Raw genomic sequence first — 23,895 nt, 5'->3', positions numbered from 1 at the left:
GAACAGCGGATTTTGGGGGCCAGGAATGGTATAATAGACTACTGGACAACTTTTGTAATGAACCAAGGGTAAGGAGCGATTATTGTTGAAGACACTCATTATTGCGGAGAAACCGGACATGGGGCGGAATATCGCCGCCGCAATAGAACCGAAGGCCAAAAACTACCGTTCCTATCTGGAAGGGGAGCAGTACATCATCACCTGGGCGATTGGGCATCTGATTGGCCTGGCAGAGCCCGAAGCCTACGACAATAAATATAAGAAATGGAACATTAATGATCTGCCGATCATTCCCGAGGAGTTCAAGCTGCTGCCCAATGCACGCACCATGGACCAGCTGAAGGTGATCGGGGAGCTGGCGAAGCGCAGCGATCTGCTGGTGAACTCCTGCGATGCCGGGCGTGAGGGCCAGCATATTTTCTCATTAATCCAGCGTTACCTGGAGCTGAACCAGCCGGTGAAGCGGCTGTGGATCTCCGACCTGACGCCGGAGACGATCCGCAAGGGCTTCCAGGAGCTGAAGGACGGATCGGAATACGAGAATCTGACCAAAGCGGCCCGGGCGCGCAGCGAGGCGGACTGGCTGATCGGGATGAATGGCTCGCGCGCTTTTACCACCAAGCATAATGTGCTGCTCTCGGTAGGCCGGGTGCAGACCCCGGTGCTGGCGCTGATCTATGACCGTCAGAAGACCATTGAAGCGTTCTCCTCGCTGAAGTTCTTTGAGGTGGAAGGGCATTTCACCCAGAATGAGCTGACGTATAAGGGAATGTGGCAGGGCGACCGGTTAACGGAGGGTGCGAAGGCAGAGGCGCTTGCGGCCAAGGTCAAAGGCAAGCCCGCCCGGATTGTTCTCTATGAGGTCAAAGAGACCAAGGAATATCCGAATAAGCTGTACGATCTGACGCTGCTGCAGCGTGAGGCGAACGGGAAATATGCTTTCTCCGCCAAAAAAACACTGGATATCGCCCAGGCGCTGTATGAGAAGCATAAAGTAATCTCGTACCCGCGTACCAACTCTAACTATGTCACGGAGCAGAATATTCCTGAAATGCACAAGACGCTGTCGGCCCTTCAGGGTACGCAGTACGACGATTGGGTGAAGGGTGCGAACCGTAACCTGGTTCATAAAGGCAACAAGTTTATTTGTAATCCGTCCAAGGTCGAGGATCACCATGCGATTCTGCCTACGAACCGTAAGGCGAACGGCCTGAGTGCGGACGAGGCCAAGCTCTATGATCTGATCGTGCGCCGCTTCCTCTCCCAGTTCTATCCGGCAGCGGAATATAAGGTGCATACGGTGATGACCGAAGTGGAAGCCGAGAAGTTCAAGACTACAGTCAAGGAGCTGCTCAGCCTCGGCTGGAAGGTGATTTACGCAGACCAGAAGAAGGACAAGTCCAAACCGGCCAAGGGTAAAGGCAAGGAGGACGAGGAGGAAGAAGAGCTTGAGGTGAACGAGCCGTTCTCGGTTCAAGCGGAGGGTGAAGTGATCTGCAGCGATGCGGTTGTGAAGGAGAAGGATACCCAGCCCCCGAAGCATTACACGGAAGGAACCTTGCTGAAGGCGATGGAGAGCGCAGGCAAGCAGATTGAGGACGAAGAGCTGCGCGATGCCATGAAGGATTCGGGGCTGGGCACTCCGGCGACCCGGGCCGCTACGATTGAACGGCTGAAGAATGTCGGCTATGTGGAGATGCAGGGGAAAAAGATCGCCATCACCCAAAAGGGGCGGACGGCGGTTGAACTGATTCGCGGGGCTGGCGTGGAGCTGCTGACCTCCCCGGAAATGACCGGGCAGTGGGAGCGCCGCCTGAATGAGATTGCCCGCGGCACCGCGGCGGACGGGCAATTCATGGAGAACGTCAAGCGGTTCGCTTCGATGATTGTGGACAAGGTCCGCGTGCAGTCGCGCGCCGCTAAAACCTCCTTCGAAGGGGATACACCTTCGCTGAACAGCGGCGGCAAGGGCCGCAGCTCCGCAGCTGCGCCGCGCAAGACCGCCGAATCCAAGGCGGCCGGGCGCAAGCCGGCAACGGCCAAACCGCGCAGCGCGGCGTCTGCCGCTGCCGGGAAGAGCGGGGATGCCGGGCCGAAGGTCATCGGCAGCTGCCCGCGTCCAGGCTGCGGCGGCATGATCTTCATGGGCCGCAAGGGCTACGGCTGCTCCCATTATAAGGAGGGCTGCGCCTTCGTGATCTGGAAGGAGAATCACGGGCGCACGCTCACCGACACCCAGGTGAAGGCCCTGATTGAGAAGGGCCGAACCGGGAAGCTGAAGCTGACCGGTGAGGACGGCGCGCCGCTTGAAGGCAAGCTGGTGCTGCAGAATATGGATACCGGCCAGCTGGCCGTGGAATCATAATTCCTGAATATCAAAAGCGCCCCGGCCAGATTTTCATGGCGGGGCGCTTTGTTATAGGATGATGAGCTTCACCTGCAAGAAAGATTACGGGGATTCATTCAAAGCCTCTTCAATGGCGGCGCTTAAGCCTTCATAGGAGGAATCCGGCAGCAGGACGCCGTTCACCATGAATTTCGGTGTGCCGTTGACGCCGTAGGCTCCGGCGATTTTGAAGTCCTCTTTGACATCGTACATATACGTATGTTTCTTCAGATCCTGCTCGAACCGCTCTTGGTCAATCCCTGCAATATTGTCCTTCACGAACTTAAGGATGAACTTCTGGGTTGCCCAGATCTTGCTCTCATCGCCCTGGCTCTCGTAGAGCTTGTGGAGATACTCCCAGAACTTCTCATTATTCTGCTGATAGATAGCTTCCCCCGCACTGGCGGCCAGGTAAGAGTCCCGGTCAATGAAGGCGAAGTTCATGAAGTAGAACTGGACTTTCCCGCTGTCTACGTAGTCTTTGATGAACGTATCCAGGTAGGAGGCGGTCCAATTTTTGCAGGCAGGGCATTTGAAATCGGCGAATTCAATCACCTTCACCTTGGCGGATTCGCTGCCCAGATGCGGCTGCTTCTCGTATTTCAGCCCGTCCACCACGATCTTGCCCTTCACATCGGTGTAGTTGGGGAGATTATCGAGCGCCTCAGTGCCGGACGATTTGCCCTGTGTAAGGAAGAAGGCAAGAAGGGCGATCAGCAGCACGGCAATCACTGCAAGCAGCATAGGGAGCAGACGCCCGTGATTCGGGGTATTCCTGGAACGGTTAGCTTTGTTATTCATGGCCAGCCTCCTGCACGATGTGAAAATCTACTCAAATAGTATAATCATACCGGCGGCAGGCTGCCTATGCCATTTGTAACAATTGCCCGATTCTGATGGTGCAAGTCAATCAGCCGTGATGCTCCCGCAGCGCAGCGGTGCGGATCACCGGAGGCACCTCGTGAATGGCAGAGATGGTCAGGACGGACTGCTGCATCTCCCGTTCCAGCTCAATCAGATTGTAGAGCCACTCATTCGGCTGCTTCAGATAGATGCTATTGATCCCGGCAGTCAGCGCGGGCAGTACATCTGTACGCAGGGAGTTGCCGATCATCCAGGTGATATTACGGTCGAACGGATAGGTAGTCAGGATATTCTCAAGCGCCTCCACATTTTTGTGCTGGCGGATATAGATGCGGTCATCGAAATAGGCGTCCAGCTTCATTTGGGCGATTTTGCGCTGCTGAATGGTGTCGTCGCCGCCGGTATAGAGATAGAGGGAATGGCCGTCCTGCTTGAGCGTATCCAGCGTCTCTACCATGCCGGGATAAGCTTCCACCTCCTGGTCGTACACACTCAGTCCCAGCTTCATCAGCTGCCGCTCCTCGAAGGCATCCGGCTTGCGGTTATATTTGCTGCAGAAGTAACGGTAGGTGGCAATCAGCGATTTCGGGAAATTGTCGCTGGCCAGGCCGCTTGTGCTAACGGTCTCGACATCAATTTCCACCTGCTTGCTGCGCAGTTCGCCGATGGTAGGCTGGAAATCGCTGAACCAGTCAGACATCAACTCGAAATATTGTCCAAGGATAAGGTCAAAATACTTATTGCAATGCACCAGGGTATCGTCGAGATCAAAGATCACTTGTTGGGTCAAATACTTCATGAGGTTCACTCCTAAGTTGGTCTGTTAGATACGGATGTAGGACTCCAGAAACATCTGGAGCTCCGAGGCCCCGTCAGGACGTATGCTGTAGCGTTCGGTGCCTTCACCGCGCAAATGGACCCGCAGAAGCCCGGCGACTCTTAGACTAAGCAGGTGATGCATCAGCATCTCCCGGGACAGGCTCAGCTCGGACTGCATCTCCCACAGTGTCTTCGGTTCGTTCGCTACGAAGCGCAGCAGTCTCAGCCGGGTAGGATCAGAGAGAGCCTGTGTTAAACGAAGCAGCACCGTTGGAGGCTCCTCCTCATTGTCTGAGGGGACATCAACCGGATATTGCACCAGCATCAGGTTCTTGAAGAAGCAGTACGTGTTGATCGGCCGGTTATGCACGGTAGGCAGCAGCACAATCGTCTTCAGTCCGGGAATGTCCTCAATGACAATTCCGCCGGAAGCATATTCGATCAGCGGGACCATGTCCATTTTGCTTTCCAGCATTTTTTTCTCAGAGGCGTCTTCAATCAGCAGCGGCAGCAGGGTATGCTCCACATGGCGGAAATAATGCTCATACCATATCCGCAAAAGAGGCGTATATCCGTTCTTGATCCGCGCGCATTCCTCGGCCGTGAATTGATGGAAGAAAGGCTCGGTCCGCCGGAGGCAATCCTCCAGAGATAAGCTCTCCAGCTCTGCCAGGAACTGCAGCACCTTGGAAGCCTCGCCCCGGCTGTAGGCCCAGGCGTAGAGTACATCATAATCTTCGAACGGCCACTCGGCGGCCTGCTTCAGTGCAGCCAGCTGTGCGGGAGTGAAGCGGCCATCCACATCTCGGATCCAGTCGGTGCCGATGTCCAGATTGGAAGTCCATTTCTTGGTCACATATAACATGAAACTGTCCAGCAGTTCGTATACGGGGGAAACATCAATGTTCAGTTCATACTTCATTTAAGCCGGGTCACCTCCAGAAAATCAGTCACTTCTATATATTATCTCTTGTTTTGAAGAGGGTTGTCTACTATAATGTTCGGTGTTTGCCGCATGGACATCAGGTTCCGTTCATCAATGAATTACATAGGAGGATTTATTTGTGTCAGATTCTATACCGATGCCGCATGGACAGAGCGGTAGAATGAATTATTCGATTTTGATTGCCGTGATTATTCTGGCAGGGCTGAGCCAGGGGATGCTGCTGCCGGTCTTATCTATTCTGCTGGAGCAGGAAGGCGTATCGTCCTCGCTGAACGGACTTAATGCGGCTGCCTTGTATGTAGGCTCATTTGCCATGACCCTGATTGCAGAAAGGGTACTTGGCGCCATCGGCTTCAAGAAGCTAATCGCCGCGGGTCTCGCGCTGGTGCTGGTATCACTCCTGCTGTTCCCGCTCCTTACCGGCGTGAAGGTCTGGTTCGTGCTCCGCGTGCTGGTCGGGATCGGCGATTCAGCGGTGAATTACGCCGCACAGCTCTGGGTGCTGCTCATGACACCGGCGGAGCACCGTGGACGGAACCTGTCGCTCTACGGGATGTCCTACGGACTCGGCTTCAGCCTCGGACCGCTGGGCATCAGCCTGCTGCGGTTCGGGCAGCCCGCACCGTTCCTGATTACAGCCCTGCTGTTCGTAATCGTGCTGCTGATTGTGGGCTTCAAGCTGCCTGACTCACGGCCGGAAGCTATGGATCACAGCGAAGGCCAGGCGAGCAGATTCGGCCGGAGCTACCGGCTTGCTTGGTATGCGCTGATTCCGGCGCTGCTATACGGCTATATGGAAGCCAGCCTGAACAGCAGCTTTCCGGTATACGGGCTGCGCACTGGGTTCAGTGCAGACCAGATTGCCGCTTTGCTGCCCTTTGCAGGCATTGGAGGCCTGCTGCTTCAGCTGCCGCTCGGCATATGGAGCGACCGTTATGGCCGCAAGGCCATCCTGATTGCTGCGGGGACAGGAGGAGGCCTGGCCTTCACGCTGCTGCCGCTTACCGGCGACCATGTCCTGCTCACCCTGCTGGTGCTGATGGTGGCCGGGGGGCTTGTCGGCTCCTTTTTCTCGCTAGGATTAAGCTATGCCGCCGATATCCTGCCGCGCAGGCTGCTTCCCGCTGCCAATGTAGTCGCTTCCTTCCATTATAGTCTGGGAAGTATTGCGGGGCCGGGCATCGGCGGGCTGCTGCTGCAATTCGGCTGGGGCGGCAGTGTGTTTGCCGTAATGGGCGGCCTGTATATTGTATTTGGGCTGGCAGGGTTATTGTTCTCGCCACGGAAGACGATATGAGGTAGAATAAGAACGAATGCTCGCATGGAATTTGATCCCGCTTTCAGAGTACACTATAGAGTAGAGTCGAAGACAGGAGAGGCTGACCTATGATTACAGTTGAACATTTGGCCAAAGCGGTCGGGGAAGATAAAACACCGGTGCTTCAGGATATCGGATTTCAATTAGAACCGGGAGAATTTGTAGCGCTGCTGGGAGCCAGCGGCAGCGGGAAATCAACACTGCTGCGCTGCCTGGCCCTGCGTGAGAAGTGGGACAGAGGGAATTTCAGGGTAGATGGGCAGGATATTATGAAGAGCCCCTTCGCCGGCAAACGTAAAATCCGCCGGGAATGGGCTTATCTGGAGCAGAATGCGGAGCTGAATCCGAACCGCACTGCACTGAAGAATGTGCTGATTGGACAGGCCTCCCAGACGCCGCTGTGGCGGATGGCTACAGGCATGGTCCGCTCAGATGATTATATGGGGGCGATGGACCAGCTTGATCTGCTTGGCCTGCTGGACAAGGCCAAGCTGAAGTCCGGCCAGCTCAGCGGCGGTGAACGTCAGCGTGTAGCCATTGCCCGGGCATTGGTCCACGGCGCCAAAGTCATCCTGGCGGATGAGCCGGTGACGGGCCTTGACCCCAAGACTGCGGAGAATGTGCTGGAGACCCTCCGCAATCTGTGCAAGGAGACAGGCCTTACCGTGCTTACGGTGCTGCCGATCGAGCTGGCCGAGCGTTATGCCAGCCGTCTGTGGGTGCTGGAGGACGGAAGAATCAAGCATGATGTCAAAGGACGCCGGCTAACCTCACAGGAGCGGCTGCATCTGTGAAGTGAGGCAAGGCGTTCAGTAAGGAGAGCGTAAATGAAGTTTAATATGCGTATGCGTCTACTGGGAGGACTTGCCGCAGCCGCCCTGTCGCTGTTTGCCCTGTCGGGCTGCACTTTCATCAGTGATCCGGTATCCCAGATGAGGGTGCCCCAGCTGCCTGCGGACAAGGCTTCGCTGATGGCCGCCATTAACTCTTCTCTGAAGGCGCTGGATGGCACCTTGACCCGTCCGGCCAATGATGATAACAGCTCTATTTTTACAGAGGACCTGGACCAGGATGGCGTGATGGAGACGCTTGTGTTCTACCAGAACAAGAATGAAGCCGTGGTTAATCACGGAATGATTCTGGAGAAGCAGGGGGATACCTGGGTCAAGAAGCTTACGTTCGATGGTGTTGGCAACAATCTTGATTCTGTAGATCTTAAGGATGTAACAGGTGACGGTAAGCTCAACATTATTGCCGGGTATTCCCGTGGGGAAGAGAAGGGCATGGTCGTCTACAGCTATTCCGGGGGAGTGCTGGAAGAGATTCTAACGAAGCCGTACACCAAATACATCATCGATGATCTGAATGAGGATGGAATCGCGGATATTACCGTGGTGTATTTCAAGCGTAATGAATTCGCAACAATTGCTACTTACCAGTACAATGACAGCTTCCAGGTGCTGGATCAACTGGACGACTTAGACCCTTATTTCAATAGTTATTACAATATTGTCTCAGGAAAAGTAGCTGCGAACAAAGAAGGTATAGTCCTGGATTCAGCCGTGGATTCTCACTCAGCGTATACAACAGTGGTTGTAATGGAGAATAACAAGCTGCGTGTCGCTATTCCCGGGAATGACCTCACCTTCAAGGACCGCAAAATAGTCAGCGAGGATATTGATTCGGACGGAATTATTGAGATAGGGATGCTGGTTCCCCCCAAGGGATGGGAGTATTTCGATCCGGAGACCATTCCGTATTTCAATTCCTATTACAAATGGGACGGGAAAGACGGCTTGACCTTCAGTACCCAGCTCTATAATGATCCGCTGGACCGGTTCACTATTAACTTCGCCCCCGAATGGCAGGAGCGGGTGACCGTGGACACGAAGTCGGTTCAGAACAAATCACTCAAATTCATTATGACGGATACCGGAGAGACGGTCGCCGAAGTAACATTCTTCTCGCCTGCGGAATGGGACAATGCGAAGAACACCGGCTGGAAGCTGCTCGGCCGCGATCTGGATAAAATGATCGGGTACCGGGGAGGACTGGAACAAAATACAATCGGAGGAGGAGACGGGCGAATTCAATCCTCTATTGAAAGGAAGGGAATCAATGAGTAAAGTACTGATACTGGAGGACGAAGAGTCTATCCGCAGTTTTATTGTTATTAATCTGAAGCGTAACGGCTTTGAGGTGCTGGAGGCGGCAGATGGCCATGAGGCGCTGCATAAGCTGACTACTATACATGACATTGATATCGCCCTGCTGGATGTTATGGTACCCGGCATCGACGGCTTTGAGGTATGCAGACGCATCCGGGAGACCAATGAACGCCTCGGAATTATTTTCTTGACGGCCAAAGTACAGGAACAGGACAAGGTCTATGCGCTGTCGGTGGGAGCAGATGACCATGTCAGCAAGCCGTTCAGTCCAACCGAGTTGATCGCACGTATCCAGTCGCTGCTGCGCCGGGTCAATGTTCACCGCGAGCAGTCGGCCAAGGTCTCGTTCCAGTCGGGTCCGTTCACATTAGATCTGATCTCCAAGCAGTTCAAGCGGAGCGGGGAAGCCATTGAGCTTACCCCAACAGAATTCTCGCTGGTGCAGTTCTTCCTGGAGAAGGAGAATACGCCGCTCAGCCGTGACTCCCTGCTTGATCATGTCTGGGGCAAGGAATATATGGGGGACCCTAAGATTGTTGACGTCAATATCCGCCGCTTGCGCCAAAAAATCGAGAACAATCCATCGGAGCCTGAGTACCTGCAGACGGTGTGGGGGCACGGCTATAAATGGAAAGGCCAGGTACAATGATCAAGAAGGGGATGCGCAGACAGATCGTACTGCACTATATTCTTGTAGTCTTTGTAGCGCTTCTCCTGGTTGAGACAACCTTTCTGCTGGCGATCCGCACCTATTATTACGACAGCATCTACACCAAGATCACTACACAGATTAGTGCAGCCGAAAGTATGGTTAAATATGGGGTCTTAAACGGCACATCAGCGAACCAGTTGAAGGGGTTACTCGATTATTTTAATCTGGAGTATACCGAGCTGGAGGTCCTGACCCTTAAGGGGGACATCCTTACCAGTACAACAGGGTTTCAGCCGGACCGGACCATCACCACCAGTGATGTCCCGGAGGCGGTGGGCGGCAGTATAGGACGCTGGCTAGGCCGGCAAGCCGGAACTAATGAAAGTGTCATGGCGGTCTCCAAGATGGTGCGTATTAATGCTCACGATACTTATATTCTGCGGTATCTGACTTCCATGGAAGGCGTTAATAAAGATCTGCTTAATCTGACCCTGCTCTCCATTGGCATCGGTGTGGTAGTGCTGACGATTGTTCTGCTGCTCAGCTTCGGTCTCGCCAATTCGATTGTGCGTCCGCTGAATAATATTACGGCAGTGTCAGCACAGATGGCGAAGGGCAAGTTCACGACCCGGATCAAAGGCGATTACCGTTATGAGATAGGGGCACTTGCTTCAACGCTGAACTATATGGCGGACGAGATTGTCCGCAGCAATCAGATCAAGGATGATTTCATCTCCTCGATCTCCCATGAGCTGCGGACCCCGCTGACCAGCATCAAGGGCTGGAGCGAGACGCTGGTCTCCGGGGGCTATGACCCTGAAGAGACCAAGCTTGGGGTCGGAATTATCTCCAGGGAGAGTGACCGGCTGATCGGGCTGGTGGAAGAAATCCTCGACTTCTCGAAGCTGCAGCAGAACGAAATGAAGCTGTCGATGGGGCAGGTGGATATTAAGGTTCTGCTGCAGGAGACGCTGCTCAATATCTGGGCCAAGGCCGAGAAGAAACGGATTCATCTGCTACTGGAATGCGAGGAGACGATCTTCATCAAAGGAGATGCCAACCGCTTGAAGCAGGTCTTCCTCAATCTGGTGGATAATGCGGTGAAGTTCTCGCCCGAGGATTCCAGTATCGTGCTGTCGGCGGAGCGTCTAACCGGTACCGAGATGGCTGTCACTGTCCGTGACAGCGGTATTGGCATTAGTGAAGCGCATCTGTCCAGAGTGCGGGACCGCTTCTTCCAGGTCGATGCCCTTAATGGCGGTACGGGCCTGGGGCTGGCGATCTCCCAGCAGATTGTGGAGCTTCATAACGGCAAGCTGGAAATGGACAGTGAGCTGGGCAAGGGTACTCAGGTTACTGTCATTCTGCCGCTGGATGACGGCCAGCAGGGGAATGCCCGTCCCAGCAACTCACCGGTAACTTCATAAGCAAGCCAAGTGGAAACGGCTTTGGCGTCCTTACAGGGACGGCACCCGTTTCAGCGAGAAATAGAAGGATAAGTTATCGTGTGAAACATATAATTTCTTATATTTATACAAAAGGGATACAGCATTCGTCCGGACAGACCGGAGCTGTATCCCTTTGTATGTAGCAGCCCTAAGGGCTGAACGATTGTGCTGAACGATTGTTATGAAGGCATTCCTTCCGCACGCAGACGGCCGGCCTTCTCATAGACCTCCTGAAGCAGGCGGGCAGGCTGGGTACGGACCAGCGGCTTGGCAGCTACAATCTCATGCGGGCCGACAACAACGATGTTGTCTGCACTGCCTTTGATTACAACACCATCTTTGATCACAGCACCTTCACCGATAATGGCGTGTTCGATCAGAACACCGCGTCCAATACGGGCACCGGGCATTACCACACTCTGCTTGATTCTGCTCTGCTTGCCGATCTCTACACCGCTGAAGATGACCGAGCGCTGAGGGCTGCCTTCGAGTTGGCAGGTTTCGTGAATCAGGCAATTTGCTGAAGTAGCTTGTTGAGTGCGGGGTCTGAGCGCAGCCAGCTTGGTCCGCTGTGCACGGCTGTACATCGGCCAGCGTGAGTTATCAAGCTGGAAGCCGTCTTCTTGCAAGAGATCCATATGAGCTTCCCAGAGGCTGCCAACGGTACCCACATCTCTCCAGTAGCCCTCGAAGCGGTAAGCGAACAGTTCATCATTCGCATTCAGCATGGATGGAATGACATCCTTACCGAAATCATGACCGGACTCCGCATTCACGGCATCCCGCAGCAAATGAGCCTTCAAGTACGCCCACTCGAACAGATAAATACCCATGGAAGCCAGATTGCTCTTCGGAGCCTTCGGTTTCTCGGCAAATTCGGAGATCTTGAAATCTTCATCCACGTTCATCACGCCGAAGCGGCTCGCTTCATCCCAAGGAACCTCCATAACCGATATCGTTGCCTTCGCAGACTTGGCGATGTGATAATCGAGCATTTTGCGGTAGTCCATGTGGTAGATATGGTCTCCCGACAGAATAAGTACATGCTCCGGGTTCTGGCTGTCAATATATTCAATATTCTTATAAATAGCATCGGCGGTGCCTGTATAGCTGTCTCTGCCTTCAATCCCAGAAGGGAGCAGTCTTACACCCCGGTCACTGCGGCTATGCAGCCCCCAGGGCTCACCTTCACCGATATGCTGGTGCAAGGATTCTGCTTCGTACTGAGTCAATACTCCGATGGTATCAATCTTGGAATTCACACAGTTGCTTAGGGGAAAATCAATAATTCGGTACTGTCCGCCGAAAGGGACTGCAGGCTTAGCCATGCTGGAAGTTAACGGGGCCAATCTGCGGCCTTCCCCGCCCGCCAGGAGCATGGCGATACATTCTTTCTTACTCATGTGTTATCCCTCCCATTTTTTTGTCAATGCTTGTAATATACACGAAGAACAAGCGCTTGAAACGACATAGGTGAATTATATTGCTGCATATCTGCAAAAATTACATGTTTATTTTCAATATTCAGAAATTGCCCGGACTTCTCTCAAAATCATTTTCAAAATCTATATATTCGGGTAATGTAATAGGTGCATCATATATCCTAAGGTGGTGATGATTTGGCCGATTTACTAAAAACAGAAAACCTCCCGTCCGCTGAAGATATTTATCTGTTCCATGAGGGCACGAATTATCGCAGCTATACGATGCTTGGCGCGCACATTGCCGTCCAAGAAGGGCAGGCCGGCGTTCGCTTTACCGTGTGGGCTCCTCATGCGGCATATGTAGGACTGGCGGGAGATCATAACAGCTGGGATGGAACATCCGATCTTGATACGTTATATAAGATACCCGATTCAGGATTTTGGAGTCGTTTTTTTCCGGGAATGGAGCCGGGAACTTTTTACAAATACAGGATTACAGGAGCAGATGGTACAAGCTTCCTCAAAGCAGACCCATATGCCTTCCACGCGGAAGTTCGCCCGGCAACAGCATCTGTTGTAGCGAATCTGGACGGCTACAAATGGGGGGATGCTGCTTGGAGGCGGAAGAGTAAAGGTCCGTATCAGGCACCCATGAATATTTATGAAATGCATCTGGGCACCTGGCGGCAAAAGGAAGACGGCGAACTCTATACTTATCGGGAGATCAGCAGTCTGCTGATTCCTTACCTGAGCGAAATGAGCTATACCCATGTGGAGTTTATGCCGCTCGCTGAACATCCATATGATCTGTCCTGGGGCTACCAGGGAACCGGTTATTTTGCGGCTACCAGCCGCTTCGGAGAGCCGCAGGATCTGATGTATCTGATCGATCAGCTGCATCAGGCCGGCATCGGGGTCATTCTGGACTGGGTTCCTGCCCATTTTGCCAAGGATGCTCATGGCCTGCGTCTGTTCGACGGTTCGCCGCTGTATGAGTATGCTGATCCGATGCTGGCGGAGAAGCCGGGCTGGGGCACCTTGTCCTTCGATTTCAGTAAGCCGGAAATCTCATCCTTCCTGATCTCCAATGCCTTGTTCTGGTTCGAGAAGTATCATATTGACGGCATGCGCGTGGACGCGGTTACGAGTATGCTGCGGCTTGATTTCGAGAAGGAACCCCATCAGTACCGGACGAATGAGCATGGCGGGCTGGAGAATCTGGAGGCCATCCGGTTCATTCAGCAGCTCAACCAGACGATCTTCCAGTATTATCCGAAGGCGCTCATGATGGCGGAAGAATCCAGTGCCTGGCCGGGCGTAACCTCGCCGGTGCATGAAGGGGGCCTGGGCTTCAACTACAAATGGAATATGGGCTGGATGAATGACACCTTGGGCTACATAGAACGGGATTTCGATTCGCGCCCTTATCATCATAATTTGTTGACCTTCCCGATATGCTATGCGTATGCCGAGAACTATACACTGCCTCTGTCGCATGACGAAGTAGTGCACGGCAAGAAGTCGCTGCTGGACAAAATGCCGGGGTCCTATGAGCAGAAATTCGCCGGTCTGCGCCAGCTTCTGGGGTATCAGATCAGCCATCCGGGCAAGAAGCTGCTGTTCATGGGCGGAGAGTTCGGGCAATTCATTGAATGGAAGGATCAGGATCAGCTCGACTGGCTGCTGCTGGATTATGAGAGCCACCGGCGGATGCAGGCCTATACAGCTGCGCTGAATAAGCTATACCTTGCCGAAAAAGCGCTGTGGGAGCTCGATCATGACATGACGGGCTACCAGTGGATCGATGCCGATGACAGCGGGCAGAGTGTCGTATCCTATATCCGCAGAGGCAAACGTCCGGTAGACACGCTCTTAATTATCATCAACTTCCAGCCGGCCGAGCGCCGCCATTACCGTATTGGCGTGCCGCGTCCGGGTGTTTATGAAGAGTTATTTAGCTCAGAGAGCAACGAATACGGCGGATCGGGCTTCCACAATGAGCCGCTGAAGAGCACCAAGACCGAGTGGCATAATCAGGTGAACAGTATAGAACTGACCCTGCCGCCACTTAGCTTCTTGGTGCTTAAGAAGTCAGGCCGCAAGACCGTTTAAGGGCAGGAAGTGTCCGAATAAGCCACTATATAAGGGGGAGATGGAATGAAAGTATTATTTGCCGCGGCGGAAGCCCATCCATTTATCAAAACAGGCGGACTGGCCGATGTCATCGGCGCTTTGCCGAAAGCCCTCAAGGCGGCCGGGGTCGATGTCCGGGTAATTTTGCCCAAATACAAAGGAATTCCTGAGAAGTATTCCGCTCAGATGGAGCATGTCGCTACTCTGGAGGTCCCGATTGGCTGGCGCAATCAGTATTGCGGGATCGAAAAGGTGGTATTTGAAGGGATTCCCGTCTATTTCATCGACAATGAGTATTACTTCGGCCGTGACGGAATCTATGGCTATATGGATGACGGCGAGCGGTTCGCGTACTTTAACCGGGCGGTGCTGGAATGTCTGCCGGCCATTAGCTTCCAGCCGGATGTAATCCATTGCCATGACTGGCATGCTGCGGTGGTTCCGCTGCTGCTGCAGGCGCATTACCGCCATAATCCGTTCTACAGTGAGATGCGTACGGTATTCACCATACATAATCTCCTGTATCAGGGAGTCTTCCCGTATACCGTGCTGGGTGAGCTGCTGGGTCTGGACGACAGTTATTTCCTGGGCGTGGAGTATTACGGGAATGTGAATTATATGAAGGGCGGGATTGTCTACAGTGACCATGTCACCACCGTCAGCCCGACTTATGCCGATGAGATCCGGACCCCGTACTACGGCTATGGTCTTGATGGTCTCCTGACTGCGCGCTCTGACGCGCTCAGCGGCATTGTGAACGGAATTGATACCAAGAGCTATAATCCGTCCAGTGATACGGCAATCTTCACCAAGTACCGCTCTAACCTGGCCAAAAAAGCCGAGAACAAGCTGGGACTCCAGCAGGAGCTTGGATTGCCGGTGGCCCCTTACATTCCAATGGTAGCTATGGTTACGCGTCTGGTGGATTCCAAGGGACTGGATCTGCTAACCCGTGTGCTGGATGAGCTGCTGTACTACGATGACATTCAGTTCGTGCTGCTGGGGACGGGGGATGAGGTCTACGAACGCTGGTTCCGTGAGGCGCAGTGGCGTTATCCGACCAAGCTGTCGTCACAGATTACCTTCAGTGATGCCTTGTCCCGCAAAATCTACGCCGCCAGCGACATCTTCCTGATGCCGTCCAAATTCGAGCCTTGCGGCATCAGCCAGCTCCTCGCGCTGCGTTACGGCAGCATTCCGGTGGTCCGTGAGACAGGCGGGCTGAACGATACCGTGCAGGCATACAACGAATATACCGGTGAGGGCAACGGCTTCACCTTCAAGGATTACAACGCCCATGATATGATGCATACGCTCCGCCGCGCCGTATCGTTCTACCACAAGCCCGAGCACTGGAAAAAAGTAGCCAAAAACGCATTCTCCGGCGACTACAGCTGGAACGTATCCGCTCAGCAGTACATTGATATTTATAACAAGATTACTGTGGCTGCGGAGGAATAGGTACAGTAAGGTTTAGATGGGAAAAGGCACCCCTCAGTTCATGATGAACTTAGGGATGCCTTTTTGACGTTGTTCACCGCAACGGCGACCATGCAACGTGTTCAAAACTTAAATGTGTCTAATTTCATCAAGCCTCCACAATATGCCGGAACAGAATCCGGTACTCGTACGGCTCCAGTGCCACATTCATCATCCCGCGTTCCGGGGCTACTGCTTCGCCGGTCAGCGCATCCAGCCAGTCACTGGTCTCCATCGGGTGGCTGAGCGTGCGTTGCTGCGGTGAATTGTTCATCCAGACCGTGAAGTGGATCAGCTCATCTGCGCGCTCATAGACAATGCACGGGTCATGCTCACAGGCCTGAAGAATCCGGAAGCGGCCTTCACGAAGCGCCTTATGCTCCTTGCGCAAACTAATCATCATCCGGTAAAAGTCATACAGCTCGCGGTCCTGCTTGCCCTGATCCCATTCCATACATTTGCGGCAATCCGGGTCCTCGTAGCCCGTCAGGCCAATCTCATCGCCGTAATAGATGCAGGGGGTGCCCATGAAGGTGAACAGGAAGACGACCGTCAGCTTCAGCTTCCGTTTGTCTTCACCAAGCACGGTGAGCAGGCGGGGGGTGTCATGGCTGCCAAGCAGATTGAAGACCACCTCGTTCGTCTGCTGCGGATAACGCATGAGCAGGCCGCCGATCCGGTGACCGAAGGTGATGCCGTCCATCCCGCCGTTGAAGAATTCCAGCACCGTCCCCGAGAAGGGATAGTTCATCACCGAATCGAACTGGTCGCCGAGCAGCCAGGTTAAGGAGTCGCTCCATACCTCGCCGACGATGTAGGCATCCGGGTTCGCGGCCTTGACCACCTTGCGGAAATCACGCCAGAAGTGATGGTCCACCTCGTTGGCCACATCCAGCCGCCAGCCGTCCACCTTGATCTCCTTGATCCAGTATTCGGCCACCTCCAGCAGATAAGATTTTACTTCATGATTGGCGGTATTGAACTTCGGCATATTGCCGTAGAAGCCGAACGTGTCATAGGTGGGAATACCGTCCACAATCTCAGCCGGAAAAGAGTTCACATGGAACCAGTCCCGGTAGACGGAATACTCCCCTTTGGCCAGCACATCCTGGAAGGGCGGGAACTGGTCGCTGCAATGGTTGAACACCGCGTCAAGCATAACGCGCAGGCCTCGTCTGTGGCATTCCTCGACGACCTGCTTCAGCAGCTCATTATCGCCGAAATGCGGGTCAACTCTCCGGTAATCCACAATGTCATATTTATGGTTGGAAGGGGAGACGAACAGCGGCGTGAAGTAGAGGGCGTTGACGCCCAGCTCCTGCAGATCATCCAGATGCTCCAGCACGCCCTGAAGGTCCCCGCCGAAGAAATTATTCAGCTCAGGCTTGCCGCCCCAAGGCTGCGTGCCTTCCGGATTAATCAGGGGATTGCCATTCGCGAAACGCTCGGTCATGATCTGGTAGAATACGGCATCCTTTGCCCAGGGAGGAACCCGGAACAAGTCGATCCCGTGGATATAGGGGAATTCGTAGAAGTGATTCGGCGGCGGAGGACACTCAGAGCGAATACCGTTATCGAGCAGATAGACCGTCTCCATACCCTTACTTACGCGAAAAGTATAGCTAAGCCGCTTATATTTGGGCCGGACCGCCGCTTCCCAGTAGTCGAATTTGTCATCGGAGGCGGCCTTCTCCATGATAATGTCATAAGAGGTATGCTGCCAATCATACTTGTCGCCGGTAAGGGCGACTACGTAGTCCACATCATCACGTTTGGTGCGCACACGCAGATGAATCGTTTCAGTATCATAGGCATAGGCCCATTTGTCACGGGGAACATGGTACATCGCTTCAAGCAGCATAGTAGCACCTCCTGTAAGTTGTGTGGAAGCTGTAATGATTCGTGCGGCATTTGGAGATAATCTATAGTAGATAGTATTATATACCACCTTCATAGGATGTGCATTTTTTTGTCGCCGTAACAGGTTTTTGTCACAAAATCGTCTTTGCATATTCATGCGAAGTGATTTATAATAAGTCGGTCCATGGGACGGATAGAATAGAGAATATAAATAGAACAGGGAGACGAGACAAATGAACAAATGGGGTAAACTTTCTATGGGACTGCTGCTGGCAGCAGGACTCTTGGCCGGATGCGGCTCCAATAACGATAAGAACAATACCGCAGCAAGCGGAAATGGCGGTGCTGCAAGCACGGAGGCGCCGGCTAAGAAGCTGATTATGGGTACAAGCGCAGACTTTCCTCCATATGAATTCCACAAGATGGTTGAAGGTACGGATACGATTGTTGGTTTCGATATCGAGATTGCCAAGGAGATTGCCGCTGATTTGGGCCAGGAGCTGGAGGTTAAGGATCTTCCGTTCGACTCTTTGCTGAATGAGCTGGCAAGCGGCCGGATCGATATGGTGATCTCGGGACTTAGCCCGACACCGGAACGCGCTGAAGCTGTAGGTCTCTCGGACATCTACTATAAGGCAGAGCAGGCTGTCGTAGTGCGTGAAGCCGACAAGGACAAATTCGCCAGCATGGACGCACTGAAGGGTGCCAAGATCGGAATTCAGACCGGTTCCATCCAGGAGGGGATCGCCAAGGGTATCGAAGGCGCACAGCTGACCTCCCTCAGCAAAATCTCCGAAATCGTCCTGCAGCTACAGTCGAACCGGGTGGATGCTTCCATCATGGAAGGACCTGTTGCCAAGTCCTTTGTGAAGAACGTCAAGGGCCTCGTGATCACGGATGCCAAGCCGGAGGTTGAAGATGACGGCTATGTCATCGGTGTGAAGAAGGGCAACACCGAGCTGCTCGATCAAGTGAATAAGACGCTCGGACGGCTGAACTCCGAAGGCAAGATTGATGAATTTGTAGCGGCAGCAAGCGAGCTTGCTGAGAGCAAATAACACGCGAAGCCGCATATACGGTTAGCGGAGATCAAGATAGGCCCGCAGCTGGCTGCGGGATCATGCTCTACCATGCAGAAAATGGCGGTGATCCGCCGTTTTCTATTTTTTTGAGAAGAGGAGGGTTTGAGGCAATGAATATATTCGATATGGCTTATGAGTACCGCAATTTATTCTTATCCGGTCTGCAGTACACACTGCTGCTTGCGGTGCTGGGGGTATTCTTCGGTTTCGTACTAGGCATCCTGGTTTCGCTCCTGCGGATGTCCAAATGGAGAATTCTGCGCTTTATTGCCACCGCATGGGTGGAATTCTTACGCGGGACGCCGATGCTGGTGCAGCTGTTTCTGATTCACTACGGCCTGCCGGAGTTTGGTATTTCGCTGTCCCCGATTCAGTCGGGTGCGATCACACTTACGATTAACAGCTCGGCATATTTGGCTGAGATTTTCCGTGCAGGAATTCAAGGGGTGGACCGCGGCCAGATGGAGGCGGCTCGTTCACTCGGAATGAAGCAGGGTATGACCATGCGTTACATCATTTTGCCGCAGGCATTGAAGAACGTATTGCCTGCCATCGGCAACGAATTCATTACAATTATTAAGGAGTCCTCTATCGTATCGATGATTGGTGTAGCGGATCTGCTGTTCCAAGCCAGAACAATAACCACCATTACTTATGAAGGACTTAGTCCGCTGCTTGTGATTGCGGTCATGTATTTCGTACTAACATTCACACTATCCAAGCTGCTGGGTATATTGGAACGGAGGCTGAACACGGATGATCGAGGTTAAGAACCTGCGGAAGAGCTTTGGGAAGCTGGAGATCCTGAAGGGCATTGATCTGAATATTCACAAGGGTGAGGTCGTTGTTGTCATCGGTCCCAGCGGATCGGGTAAAAGTACCTTTCTGCGCTGCCTGAACCTGCTGGAGCAGCCCACAGGCGGGGAGATCAGCTTCGAGGGTCAATCCATTACCGCGAAGCGCCATGACATCAACATGACCCGCGAGAAAATGGGGATGGTGTTCCAGCAATTCAACCTGTTCCCGCACAAATCCGTGCTGCAGAACATTATGCTCGCTCCGCTCAAGGTGAAGAAACAGCAGGCTGCTGAGGCCGAGAAGTACGCGATGGAGCTGCTGCGGACTGTAGGCCTTGAAGACAAGCGCGATGCTTATCCGGCGCAGCTCTCCGGCGGACAGAAGCAGCGGATCGCAATCGCCCGGGCGCTGGCTATGCAGCCGCATGTCATGCTGTTCGACGAGCCAACCTCGGCGCTGGACCCGGAGATGGTCGGTGAAGTGCTGGAGGTTATGAAGCAGCTGGCGGTGAACGGCATGACTATGGTGATTGTGACGCACGAGATGGGCTTCGCCCGTGAAGTCGGGGACCGAATCCTGTTCATGGACGGCGGAGTAATTGTGGAGCAGGGGACACCGGCAGAGGTGTTCGGTCATCCCAAGCATGCCCGTACGCGCGATTTTCTCAGCAAGGTATTATAGAAGGCTGGCTAAATAACCCCACCATATGGGGTTATTTTATTTTGGCGGAGTGCACAATGGGTGATATAGTATACAAATGATCAATCTACTTGAAAAGGAGTACATACAGATGAGAGATGATCTTTGCCGGATCGGCATTATTGATATTGGTTCCAACTCTATACGACTTGTAATTTATGACACGACGCAGGCAGGCGGCTACAAAATCATCAAGGAATGTAAGTACTCTGCCCGTTTGAGCGAGAAGATTACGAAGGAGGGCAGGCTGGAGAAGAAGGATATGGATACGATCATACCTGTTCTTCAGCAGTTCAAGGAGATCTGTGATGATTTTGAAGTAGAGAGAATCCGCGCAGGCGCCACCGCCGCCATTCGAAATGCAGCGAACTCAGCGGAGATCATCAGCTATCTGTCAGAGGCTTCGTCGATTCCGATTGAGGTGGTCAGCGGATATCAGGAGGCGTATTTCGGCTTCCTTGGGGTGATTAATGCTTTTGACGTCCAGGATGGCTTCGTGATTGATATCGGCGGGGGCAGTACCGAGGTTACCTTATTCCGCGGACGGCGTTATCAGCAGAGTATCTCGTTCCCGTTCGGTGCGGTCAACACCAATCAGATGTTCAGCCAGGGCGGCAACTGGAATGCGGATCAGCTCCGCAAGCTGCAATTATACGTAACCGGCAGGCTGGTGGAGCATGACTGGCTATCGACGGGCACAGGACTTCCGCTATACGGGCTGGGAGGAACGCTTCGCTCACTGGCTAAGCTCGATCAGAGGAACCGCGATTATTCGCTGCCTAATTCCCATGGTTACGTACTGGAGAACGAGACGATCGAACGGTTCATGGAGGTTCTGCCCGCTACCCCGTTTGAGAAGCGCAAGGATCTGGACGGGCTGTCCAAAAGCCGGGCGGATATCATCGTGTCCGGGCTGATTATTTTCCATACCGTCTATCATTACATTGGAGCCAGCCGGGCACTGATCAGCGGCGAAGGCCTGCGTGAGGGCATGCTGCATGATCTGCTGGAGCCGGAGCAGCCGGTGCGTGACAGCGCGCTGGAGTACAGTCTGGATACGATTATCCGCTTCGATATCCGTACCTCCAAGCGGCATCTCGACCATATCAACAAGCTGGCGCTGAGCCTGCTGGGGGCCTTTGATCGTGAAGGGGACCGGGAGGAGCAGGAGATGCTGGTCTATGTGGCGATTATGCTGCACCGGACAGGCTCCAACATTAACTATTATCAATCCAAGCGGCACACTCACTACTGGCTGATGAATTCACCCATCCGGGGACTGACGCACCGCCAGCTGATTCTTAGCGCGTACATCGCTTCCTACAGCACAAAAAGCCGGAAGCAGAAACTGTCCCTGATGCATAAGGACATTTTGCTGCCTTCCGACGAGGAATGGATTCATAAGCTGGGTACATTAGTGCAGTTAAGCATTGCGCTGGACAGCACCGAGATCGGCATTGTCAGCGGGCTGAAGTCCCGTCTGCATAATCATACGCTGGATCTGGAGCTTCAGGGCGGACAGGTGCTTATCGGCCTGGAGGACATTGAGAATGCACTCAAAGCCTTCAGGAATGCTTGGTCGGTGAAGGTAAAGCTCGGCTTCCCTTCCAGCGGGTAACATCCATAGCGGCGAACTGGCTCCGGAGCGGGGCCTTTTTGTCGTCGATCCGTTCGTAGTATCCGTTGGGCTGAAGGAAGCTGGATTTGACATTGTCCATCAGCGACAGCTCCAGAATCTTGACAATCTGACCGCGGATACTGCTATCCTTCACCGGACACATCAGCTCGATCCGCCGGGTCAGGTTGCGTGTCATCCAGTCGGCACTGGACAGGTAGACCTCGGGATCGCCGCCATTCTCGAAGTAATAGATGCGTGAATGCTCCAGGAAGCGGTCCACAATGCTGCGTACCGTAATGCGCTCACTGAGGCCTTCAATTCCCGGACGCAGACAGCAGACTCCCCGGACGATCAGGTCGATAGACACTCCCGCCTGGGCCGCGCTGTACAGATAATCAATAACCTCCTGGTTCGACAGAGAGTTCATCTTGGCGATAATCCGTGCAGGCCGGCCTGCGGCGGCATGCTCCGCCTCACGCAGAATCAGCTTCTGGAGCGACAGACTCATATTGGTCGGTGCTACGATGAAGGAGTTCCAGTTGTAGTTGGCGGAGTAGCCTGTCATCTGATTGAACAGCTCTGACGCATCCAGGCCAATCTCATGATTGGCGGTGAACAGGCTAAGGTCGGTATAGGCCTTGGCCGTGCTGTCATTGTAGTTGCCTGTCCCCACGTGAACATAACGGCGCAGCTCTGAGCCTTCCTGGCGGACGATCAGCGTCACCTTGGCATGGGTCTTGAGGCCGACGAGACCGTAGACCACGTGGCAGCCGGACTGCTCCAGCTTACGCGCCCAGGCGATGTTGCGTTCCTCATCGAAGCGGGCCTTTAGCTCCACGACCACCGTAACCTGCTTGCCGGATTCGGCTGCGTTGGCGAGGGCAGTAATCAGCGGAGAATTGCCGCTGACCCGGTACAGCGTCATTTTGATCGCCATCACTTGCTCATCCTCGGAGGCTTGGATAATGAAATCCGTCATCGCATCGAAGGATTCGTACGGATGATAGACCAACACATCACGGGTGCTCAGCACTTCGAAGAAATCCTCATTCTCCTCGAATTCTGCCGGATACATCGGTTCGACAGGCGGGTTGAGCAGATAGCTGAAGCCCTTCAGACTGCTGCTGAAGCTGCGCAGGAAGCCAAGATCAAGCGGACCTTCAATTTCGAAGAGAAAGTCCTCCAGCTCGAATTCAGCCTGAAGCTGCTCCAGTGCATAGGGATGGATGCCTTTCTGGACCTCCAGACGGGCAGGCACACCACGGCGGCGTTTGCGGAGCTCCTTCTCAATCTCCTCCAGCAGATCCTCCGCACCTTCTTCATCTATCGTCAGATCGGAGTTACGGGTCAGACGGAATTCGCTGACAGCTACCGGATCATAACCGCTGAATAAGGTCTGAATATGATGGCGGATCACATCTTCAATGAATACGAATTGCCGTTTTTTGCTGTTCGAGCGGTGAGGCAAGGGAATGCAGCGCGGCAGATTGGACGGAATCTGCAGAATGGCGAAGTAAGGCTCATCCTCCTGGCTGTCCTTGCGTGTCAGCACGACAGCCAGATAGATGAATTGGCTGTGAACCAGCGGGAACGGACGGCTCTGGTCCACGGCCATCGGAGTCAGCACAGGGAAAATAATATCACGGTAGTATTCCTCAACCGACAGCTCCTGTGCCGGTGTCAAGTCTTCATAATCAACGAACACAATGCCCTCTTTGTGCAGGCTGCGTGAAATATCCTTAAAGGTGCGGTACTGGTCGGCGACGATCTTGGTCACCCGTTTGCTGAGGCGTTTATAGAGGCCGGAGGGCGTGTAGCCGGTAAAATCTTTTTTGGTATATCCCGCCCGGATCTGATCCTGGATGCCCGCTACCCGGACACTGATGAACTCATCCAGGTTACTGGACACAATGGCCAGGAATTTGGCCCGCTCAATCAGCGGGTTCTCCGGGTCCTGTGCCTCGCCGAGCACCCGGCGGTTGAACTCGATCCAGCTGAGGTCACGGTTAAGATAGGCTGTTGCAGGACTGATATTGTTGATTTTTTTCTCATCTGTATTCACGTTCATGGACCCTCCAAGTTGCTTCAATGTCTAGTTAAGATATCGTATTCTTTCATTCTACTATTTGCTTAAGCGAGAAATGTTAAAACTGTGTAAAATTTTTGCGAATATTCAGGAAACATGGCATAATTCTGCAGAG

Annotated in this window: 17 protein-coding genes and 1 pseudogene; 12 read left to right on the top strand and 6 right to left on the bottom strand. The window is 53.5% G+C overall.

Annotated elements, in window-relative coordinates:
* The first annotated feature begins 85 nt into the window (after positions 1 to 85).
* Positions 86 to 2,365 carry a DNA topoisomerase 3 gene (locus NST69_RS16390; protein ID WP_342546229.1) on the top strand — a complete coding sequence of 760 codons (2,280 nt, stop codon included), beginning with the start codon at positions 86 to 88 and terminating at the stop codon, positions 2,363 to 2,365.
* 84 nt (positions 2,366 to 2,449) lie between these two features.
* Here the strand turns inward: NST69_RS16390 and NST69_RS16385 are convergent, their stop codons facing one another.
* The 3 genes from NST69_RS16385 to NST69_RS16375 all read right to left on the bottom strand — a co-directional run bounded on the left by NST69_RS16385 (position 2,450) and on the right by NST69_RS16375 (position 4,991).
* Positions 2,450 to 3,187 carry a DsbA family protein gene (locus NST69_RS16385; RefSeq protein ID WP_342546228.1) on the bottom strand — a complete coding sequence of 246 codons (738 nt, stop codon included), beginning with the start codon at positions 3,185 to 3,187 and terminating at the stop codon, positions 2,450 to 2,452.
* Positions 3,188 to 3,296: 109 nt separating this feature from the next.
* Positions 3,297 to 4,049 (bottom strand): HAD family hydrolase, encoded by a 753-nt coding sequence (locus tag NST69_RS16380; RefSeq protein ID WP_342546227.1) that lies wholly within the window; start codon positions 4,047 to 4,049, stop codon positions 3,297 to 3,299.
* Positions 4,050 to 4,073: 24 nt separating this feature from the next.
* Positions 4,074 to 4,991, bottom strand: coding sequence for a helix-turn-helix domain-containing protein (locus NST69_RS16375; RefSeq protein ID WP_036726468.1), 918 nt, complete (start codon positions 4,989 to 4,991; stop codon positions 4,074 to 4,076).
* A gap of 160 nt (positions 4,992 to 5,151) precedes the next feature.
* On the opposite strand from NST69_RS16375, the gene NST69_RS16370 reads away from it, so the two are divergent.
* The 5 genes from NST69_RS16370 (at position 5,152) to NST69_RS16350 (ending at position 10,580) form a co-directional block, all read left to right on the top strand.
* Positions 5,152 to 6,312, top strand: coding sequence for an MFS transporter (locus tag NST69_RS16370; protein ID WP_342550188.1), 1,161 nt, complete (start codon positions 5,152 to 5,154; stop codon positions 6,310 to 6,312).
* Positions 6,313 to 6,401: 89 nt separating this feature from the next.
* Positions 6,402 to 7,127 (top strand): ATP-binding cassette domain-containing protein, encoded by a 726-nt coding sequence (locus NST69_RS16365; protein ID WP_036726471.1) that lies wholly within the window; start codon positions 6,402 to 6,404, stop codon positions 7,125 to 7,127.
* Positions 7,128 to 7,160: 33 nt separating this feature from the next.
* Positions 7,161 to 8,459 carry a hypothetical protein gene (locus tag NST69_RS16360; protein WP_342546224.1) on the top strand — a complete coding sequence of 433 codons (1,299 nt, stop codon included), beginning with the start codon at positions 7,161 to 7,163 and terminating at the stop codon, positions 8,457 to 8,459.
* Positions 8,452 to 9,150, top strand: a complete 699-nt coding sequence (locus tag NST69_RS16355) for a response regulator transcription factor (RefSeq protein ID WP_036695433.1) — start codon at positions 8,452 to 8,454, stop codon at positions 9,148 to 9,150. Before NST69_RS16360 ends, NST69_RS16355 begins: the two co-directional genes overlap by 8 nt.
* A complete protein-coding gene (locus NST69_RS16350) occupies positions 9,147 to 10,580 on the top strand; it encodes a HAMP domain-containing sensor histidine kinase (RefSeq protein ID WP_342550187.1) in 1,434 nt (477 codons plus the stop codon). Before NST69_RS16355 ends, NST69_RS16350 begins: the two co-directional genes overlap by 4 nt.
* A gap of 200 nt (positions 10,581 to 10,780) precedes the next feature.
* Here the strand turns inward: NST69_RS16350 and NST69_RS16345 are convergent, their stop codons facing one another.
* On the bottom strand, positions 10,781 to 12,004 hold the full coding sequence (locus NST69_RS16345) for a glucose-1-phosphate adenylyltransferase (RefSeq protein ID WP_342546222.1): 1,224 nt from the start codon (positions 12,002 to 12,004) through the stop codon (positions 10,781 to 10,783).
* Positions 12,005 to 12,220: 216 nt separating this feature from the next.
* Here NST69_RS16345 and glgB point away from each other — a divergent pair, with 216 nt between their 5' ends.
* On the top strand, positions 12,221 to 14,137 hold the full coding sequence (glgB, locus tag NST69_RS16340; protein WP_342546221.1) for a 1,4-alpha-glucan branching protein GlgB: 1,917 nt from the start codon (positions 12,221 to 12,223) through the stop codon (positions 14,135 to 14,137).
* A 45-nt stretch (positions 14,138 to 14,182) separates the two neighbouring features.
* Positions 14,183 to 15,619 (top strand): glycogen synthase GlgA, encoded by a 1,437-nt coding sequence (glgA, locus tag NST69_RS16335; RefSeq protein WP_209873709.1) that lies wholly within the window; start codon positions 14,183 to 14,185, stop codon positions 15,617 to 15,619.
* Between the two features lie 127 nt (positions 15,620 to 15,746).
* Here the strand turns inward: glgA and NST69_RS16330 are convergent, their stop codons facing one another.
* Positions 15,747 to 17,498, bottom strand: coding sequence for an alpha-glycosidase (locus NST69_RS16330; RefSeq protein ID WP_342546219.1), 1,752 nt, complete (start codon positions 17,496 to 17,498; stop codon positions 15,747 to 15,749).
* 232 nt (positions 17,499 to 17,730) lie between these two features.
* Here NST69_RS16330 and NST69_RS16325 point away from each other — a divergent pair, with 232 nt between their 5' ends.
* The 4 genes and pseudogenes from NST69_RS16325 to NST69_RS16310 all read left to right on the top strand — a co-directional run bounded on the left by NST69_RS16325 (position 17,731) and on the right by NST69_RS16310 (position 21,694).
* Positions 17,731 to 18,555, top strand: a complete 825-nt coding sequence (locus tag NST69_RS16325) for a transporter substrate-binding domain-containing protein (RefSeq protein WP_209873716.1) — start codon at positions 17,731 to 17,733, stop codon at positions 18,553 to 18,555.
* A gap of 131 nt (positions 18,556 to 18,686) precedes the next feature.
* Positions 18,687 to 19,349, top strand: a pseudogene (locus NST69_RS16320) (amino acid ABC transporter permease); the annotation flags it as partial.
* Positions 19,336 to 20,058: an amino acid ABC transporter ATP-binding protein gene (locus NST69_RS16315; protein WP_340979538.1), complete on the top strand. Its 723-nt coding sequence runs from the start codon at positions 19,336 to 19,338 to the stop codon at positions 20,056 to 20,058. The pseudogene NST69_RS16320 and the gene NST69_RS16315, both read left to right, overlap by 14 nt.
* 109 nt (positions 20,059 to 20,167) lie before the next feature.
* Entirely contained in the window at positions 20,168 to 21,694 is a 1,527-nt protein-coding gene (locus NST69_RS16310) for a Ppx/GppA phosphatase family protein (RefSeq protein ID WP_209873721.1), read from the top strand.
* Here NST69_RS16310 and ppk1 read toward each other — a convergent pair.
* Positions 21,642 to 23,762 (bottom strand): polyphosphate kinase 1, encoded by a 2,121-nt coding sequence (gene ppk1 / locus NST69_RS16305; RefSeq protein ID WP_340979536.1) that lies wholly within the window; start codon positions 23,760 to 23,762, stop codon positions 21,642 to 21,644. The two genes, NST69_RS16310 and ppk1, sit on opposite strands and share 53 nt — an antisense overlap.
* Between the last annotated feature and the right edge of the window lie 133 nt (positions 23,763 to 23,895).

Origin of the sequence: Paenibacillus sp. FSL P2-0089 (assembly GCF_038595095.1) — a bacterium.
In the GTDB taxonomy this organism is placed as follows: Bacteria; Bacillota; Bacilli; order Paenibacillales; family Paenibacillaceae; genus Paenibacillus_AQ; species Paenibacillus_AQ silagei.
Note: the sequence above shows the minus strand (reverse complement) of the source record. Positions and strands in the feature narration are given on the sequence as shown.

What these genes read in the sequence shown, in the direction of transcription:
- NST69_RS16345 (WP_342546222.1), bottom strand. Translation starts at nt 12,004, where the DNA reads ATGAGTAAGAAAGAATGTATCGCCATGCTCCTGGCGGGCGGGGAAGGC.
- NST69_RS16315 (WP_340979538.1), top strand. Translation starts at nt 19,336, where the DNA reads ATGATCGAGGTTAAGAACCTGCGGAAGAGCTTTGGGAAGCTGGAGATC.
- NST69_RS16350 (WP_342550187.1), top strand. Translation starts at nt 9,147, where the DNA reads ATGATCAAGAAGGGGATGCGCAGACAGATCGTACTGCACTATATTCTT.
- NST69_RS16310 (WP_209873721.1), top strand. Translation starts at nt 20,168, where the DNA reads ATGAGAGATGATCTTTGCCGGATCGGCATTATTGATATTGGTTCCAAC.
- NST69_RS16325 (WP_209873716.1), top strand. Translation starts at nt 17,731, where the DNA reads ATGAACAAATGGGGTAAACTTTCTATGGGACTGCTGCTGGCAGCAGGA.
- NST69_RS16355 (WP_036695433.1), top strand. Translation starts at nt 8,452, where the DNA reads ATGAGTAAAGTACTGATACTGGAGGACGAAGAGTCTATCCGCAGTTTT.
- NST69_RS16370 (WP_342550188.1), top strand. Translation starts at nt 5,152, where the DNA reads ATGCCGCATGGACAGAGCGGTAGAATGAATTATTCGATTTTGATTGCC.
- NST69_RS16380 (WP_342546227.1), bottom strand. Translation starts at nt 4,049, where the DNA reads ATGAAGTATTTGACCCAACAAGTGATCTTTGATCTCGACGATACCCTG.
- NST69_RS16375 (WP_036726468.1), bottom strand. Translation starts at nt 4,991, where the DNA reads ATGAAGTATGAACTGAACATTGATGTTTCCCCCGTATACGAACTGCTG.
- NST69_RS16330 (WP_342546219.1), bottom strand. Translation starts at nt 17,498, where the DNA reads ATGCTGCTTGAAGCGATGTACCATGTTCCCCGTGACAAATGGGCCTAT.
- NST69_RS16360 (WP_342546224.1), top strand. Translation starts at nt 7,161, where the DNA reads ATGAAGTTTAATATGCGTATGCGTCTACTGGGAGGACTTGCCGCAGCC.
- NST69_RS16365 (WP_036726471.1), top strand. Translation starts at nt 6,402, where the DNA reads ATGATTACAGTTGAACATTTGGCCAAAGCGGTCGGGGAAGATAAAACA.
- NST69_RS16385 (WP_342546228.1), bottom strand. Translation starts at nt 3,187, where the DNA reads ATGAATAACAAAGCTAACCGTTCCAGGAATACCCCGAATCACGGGCGT.
- glgA (WP_209873709.1), top strand. Translation starts at nt 14,183, where the DNA reads ATGAAAGTATTATTTGCCGCGGCGGAAGCCCATCCATTTATCAAAACA.
- ppk1 (WP_340979536.1), bottom strand. Translation starts at nt 23,762, where the DNA reads ATGAACGTGAATACAGATGAGAAAAAAATCAACAATATCAGTCCTGCA.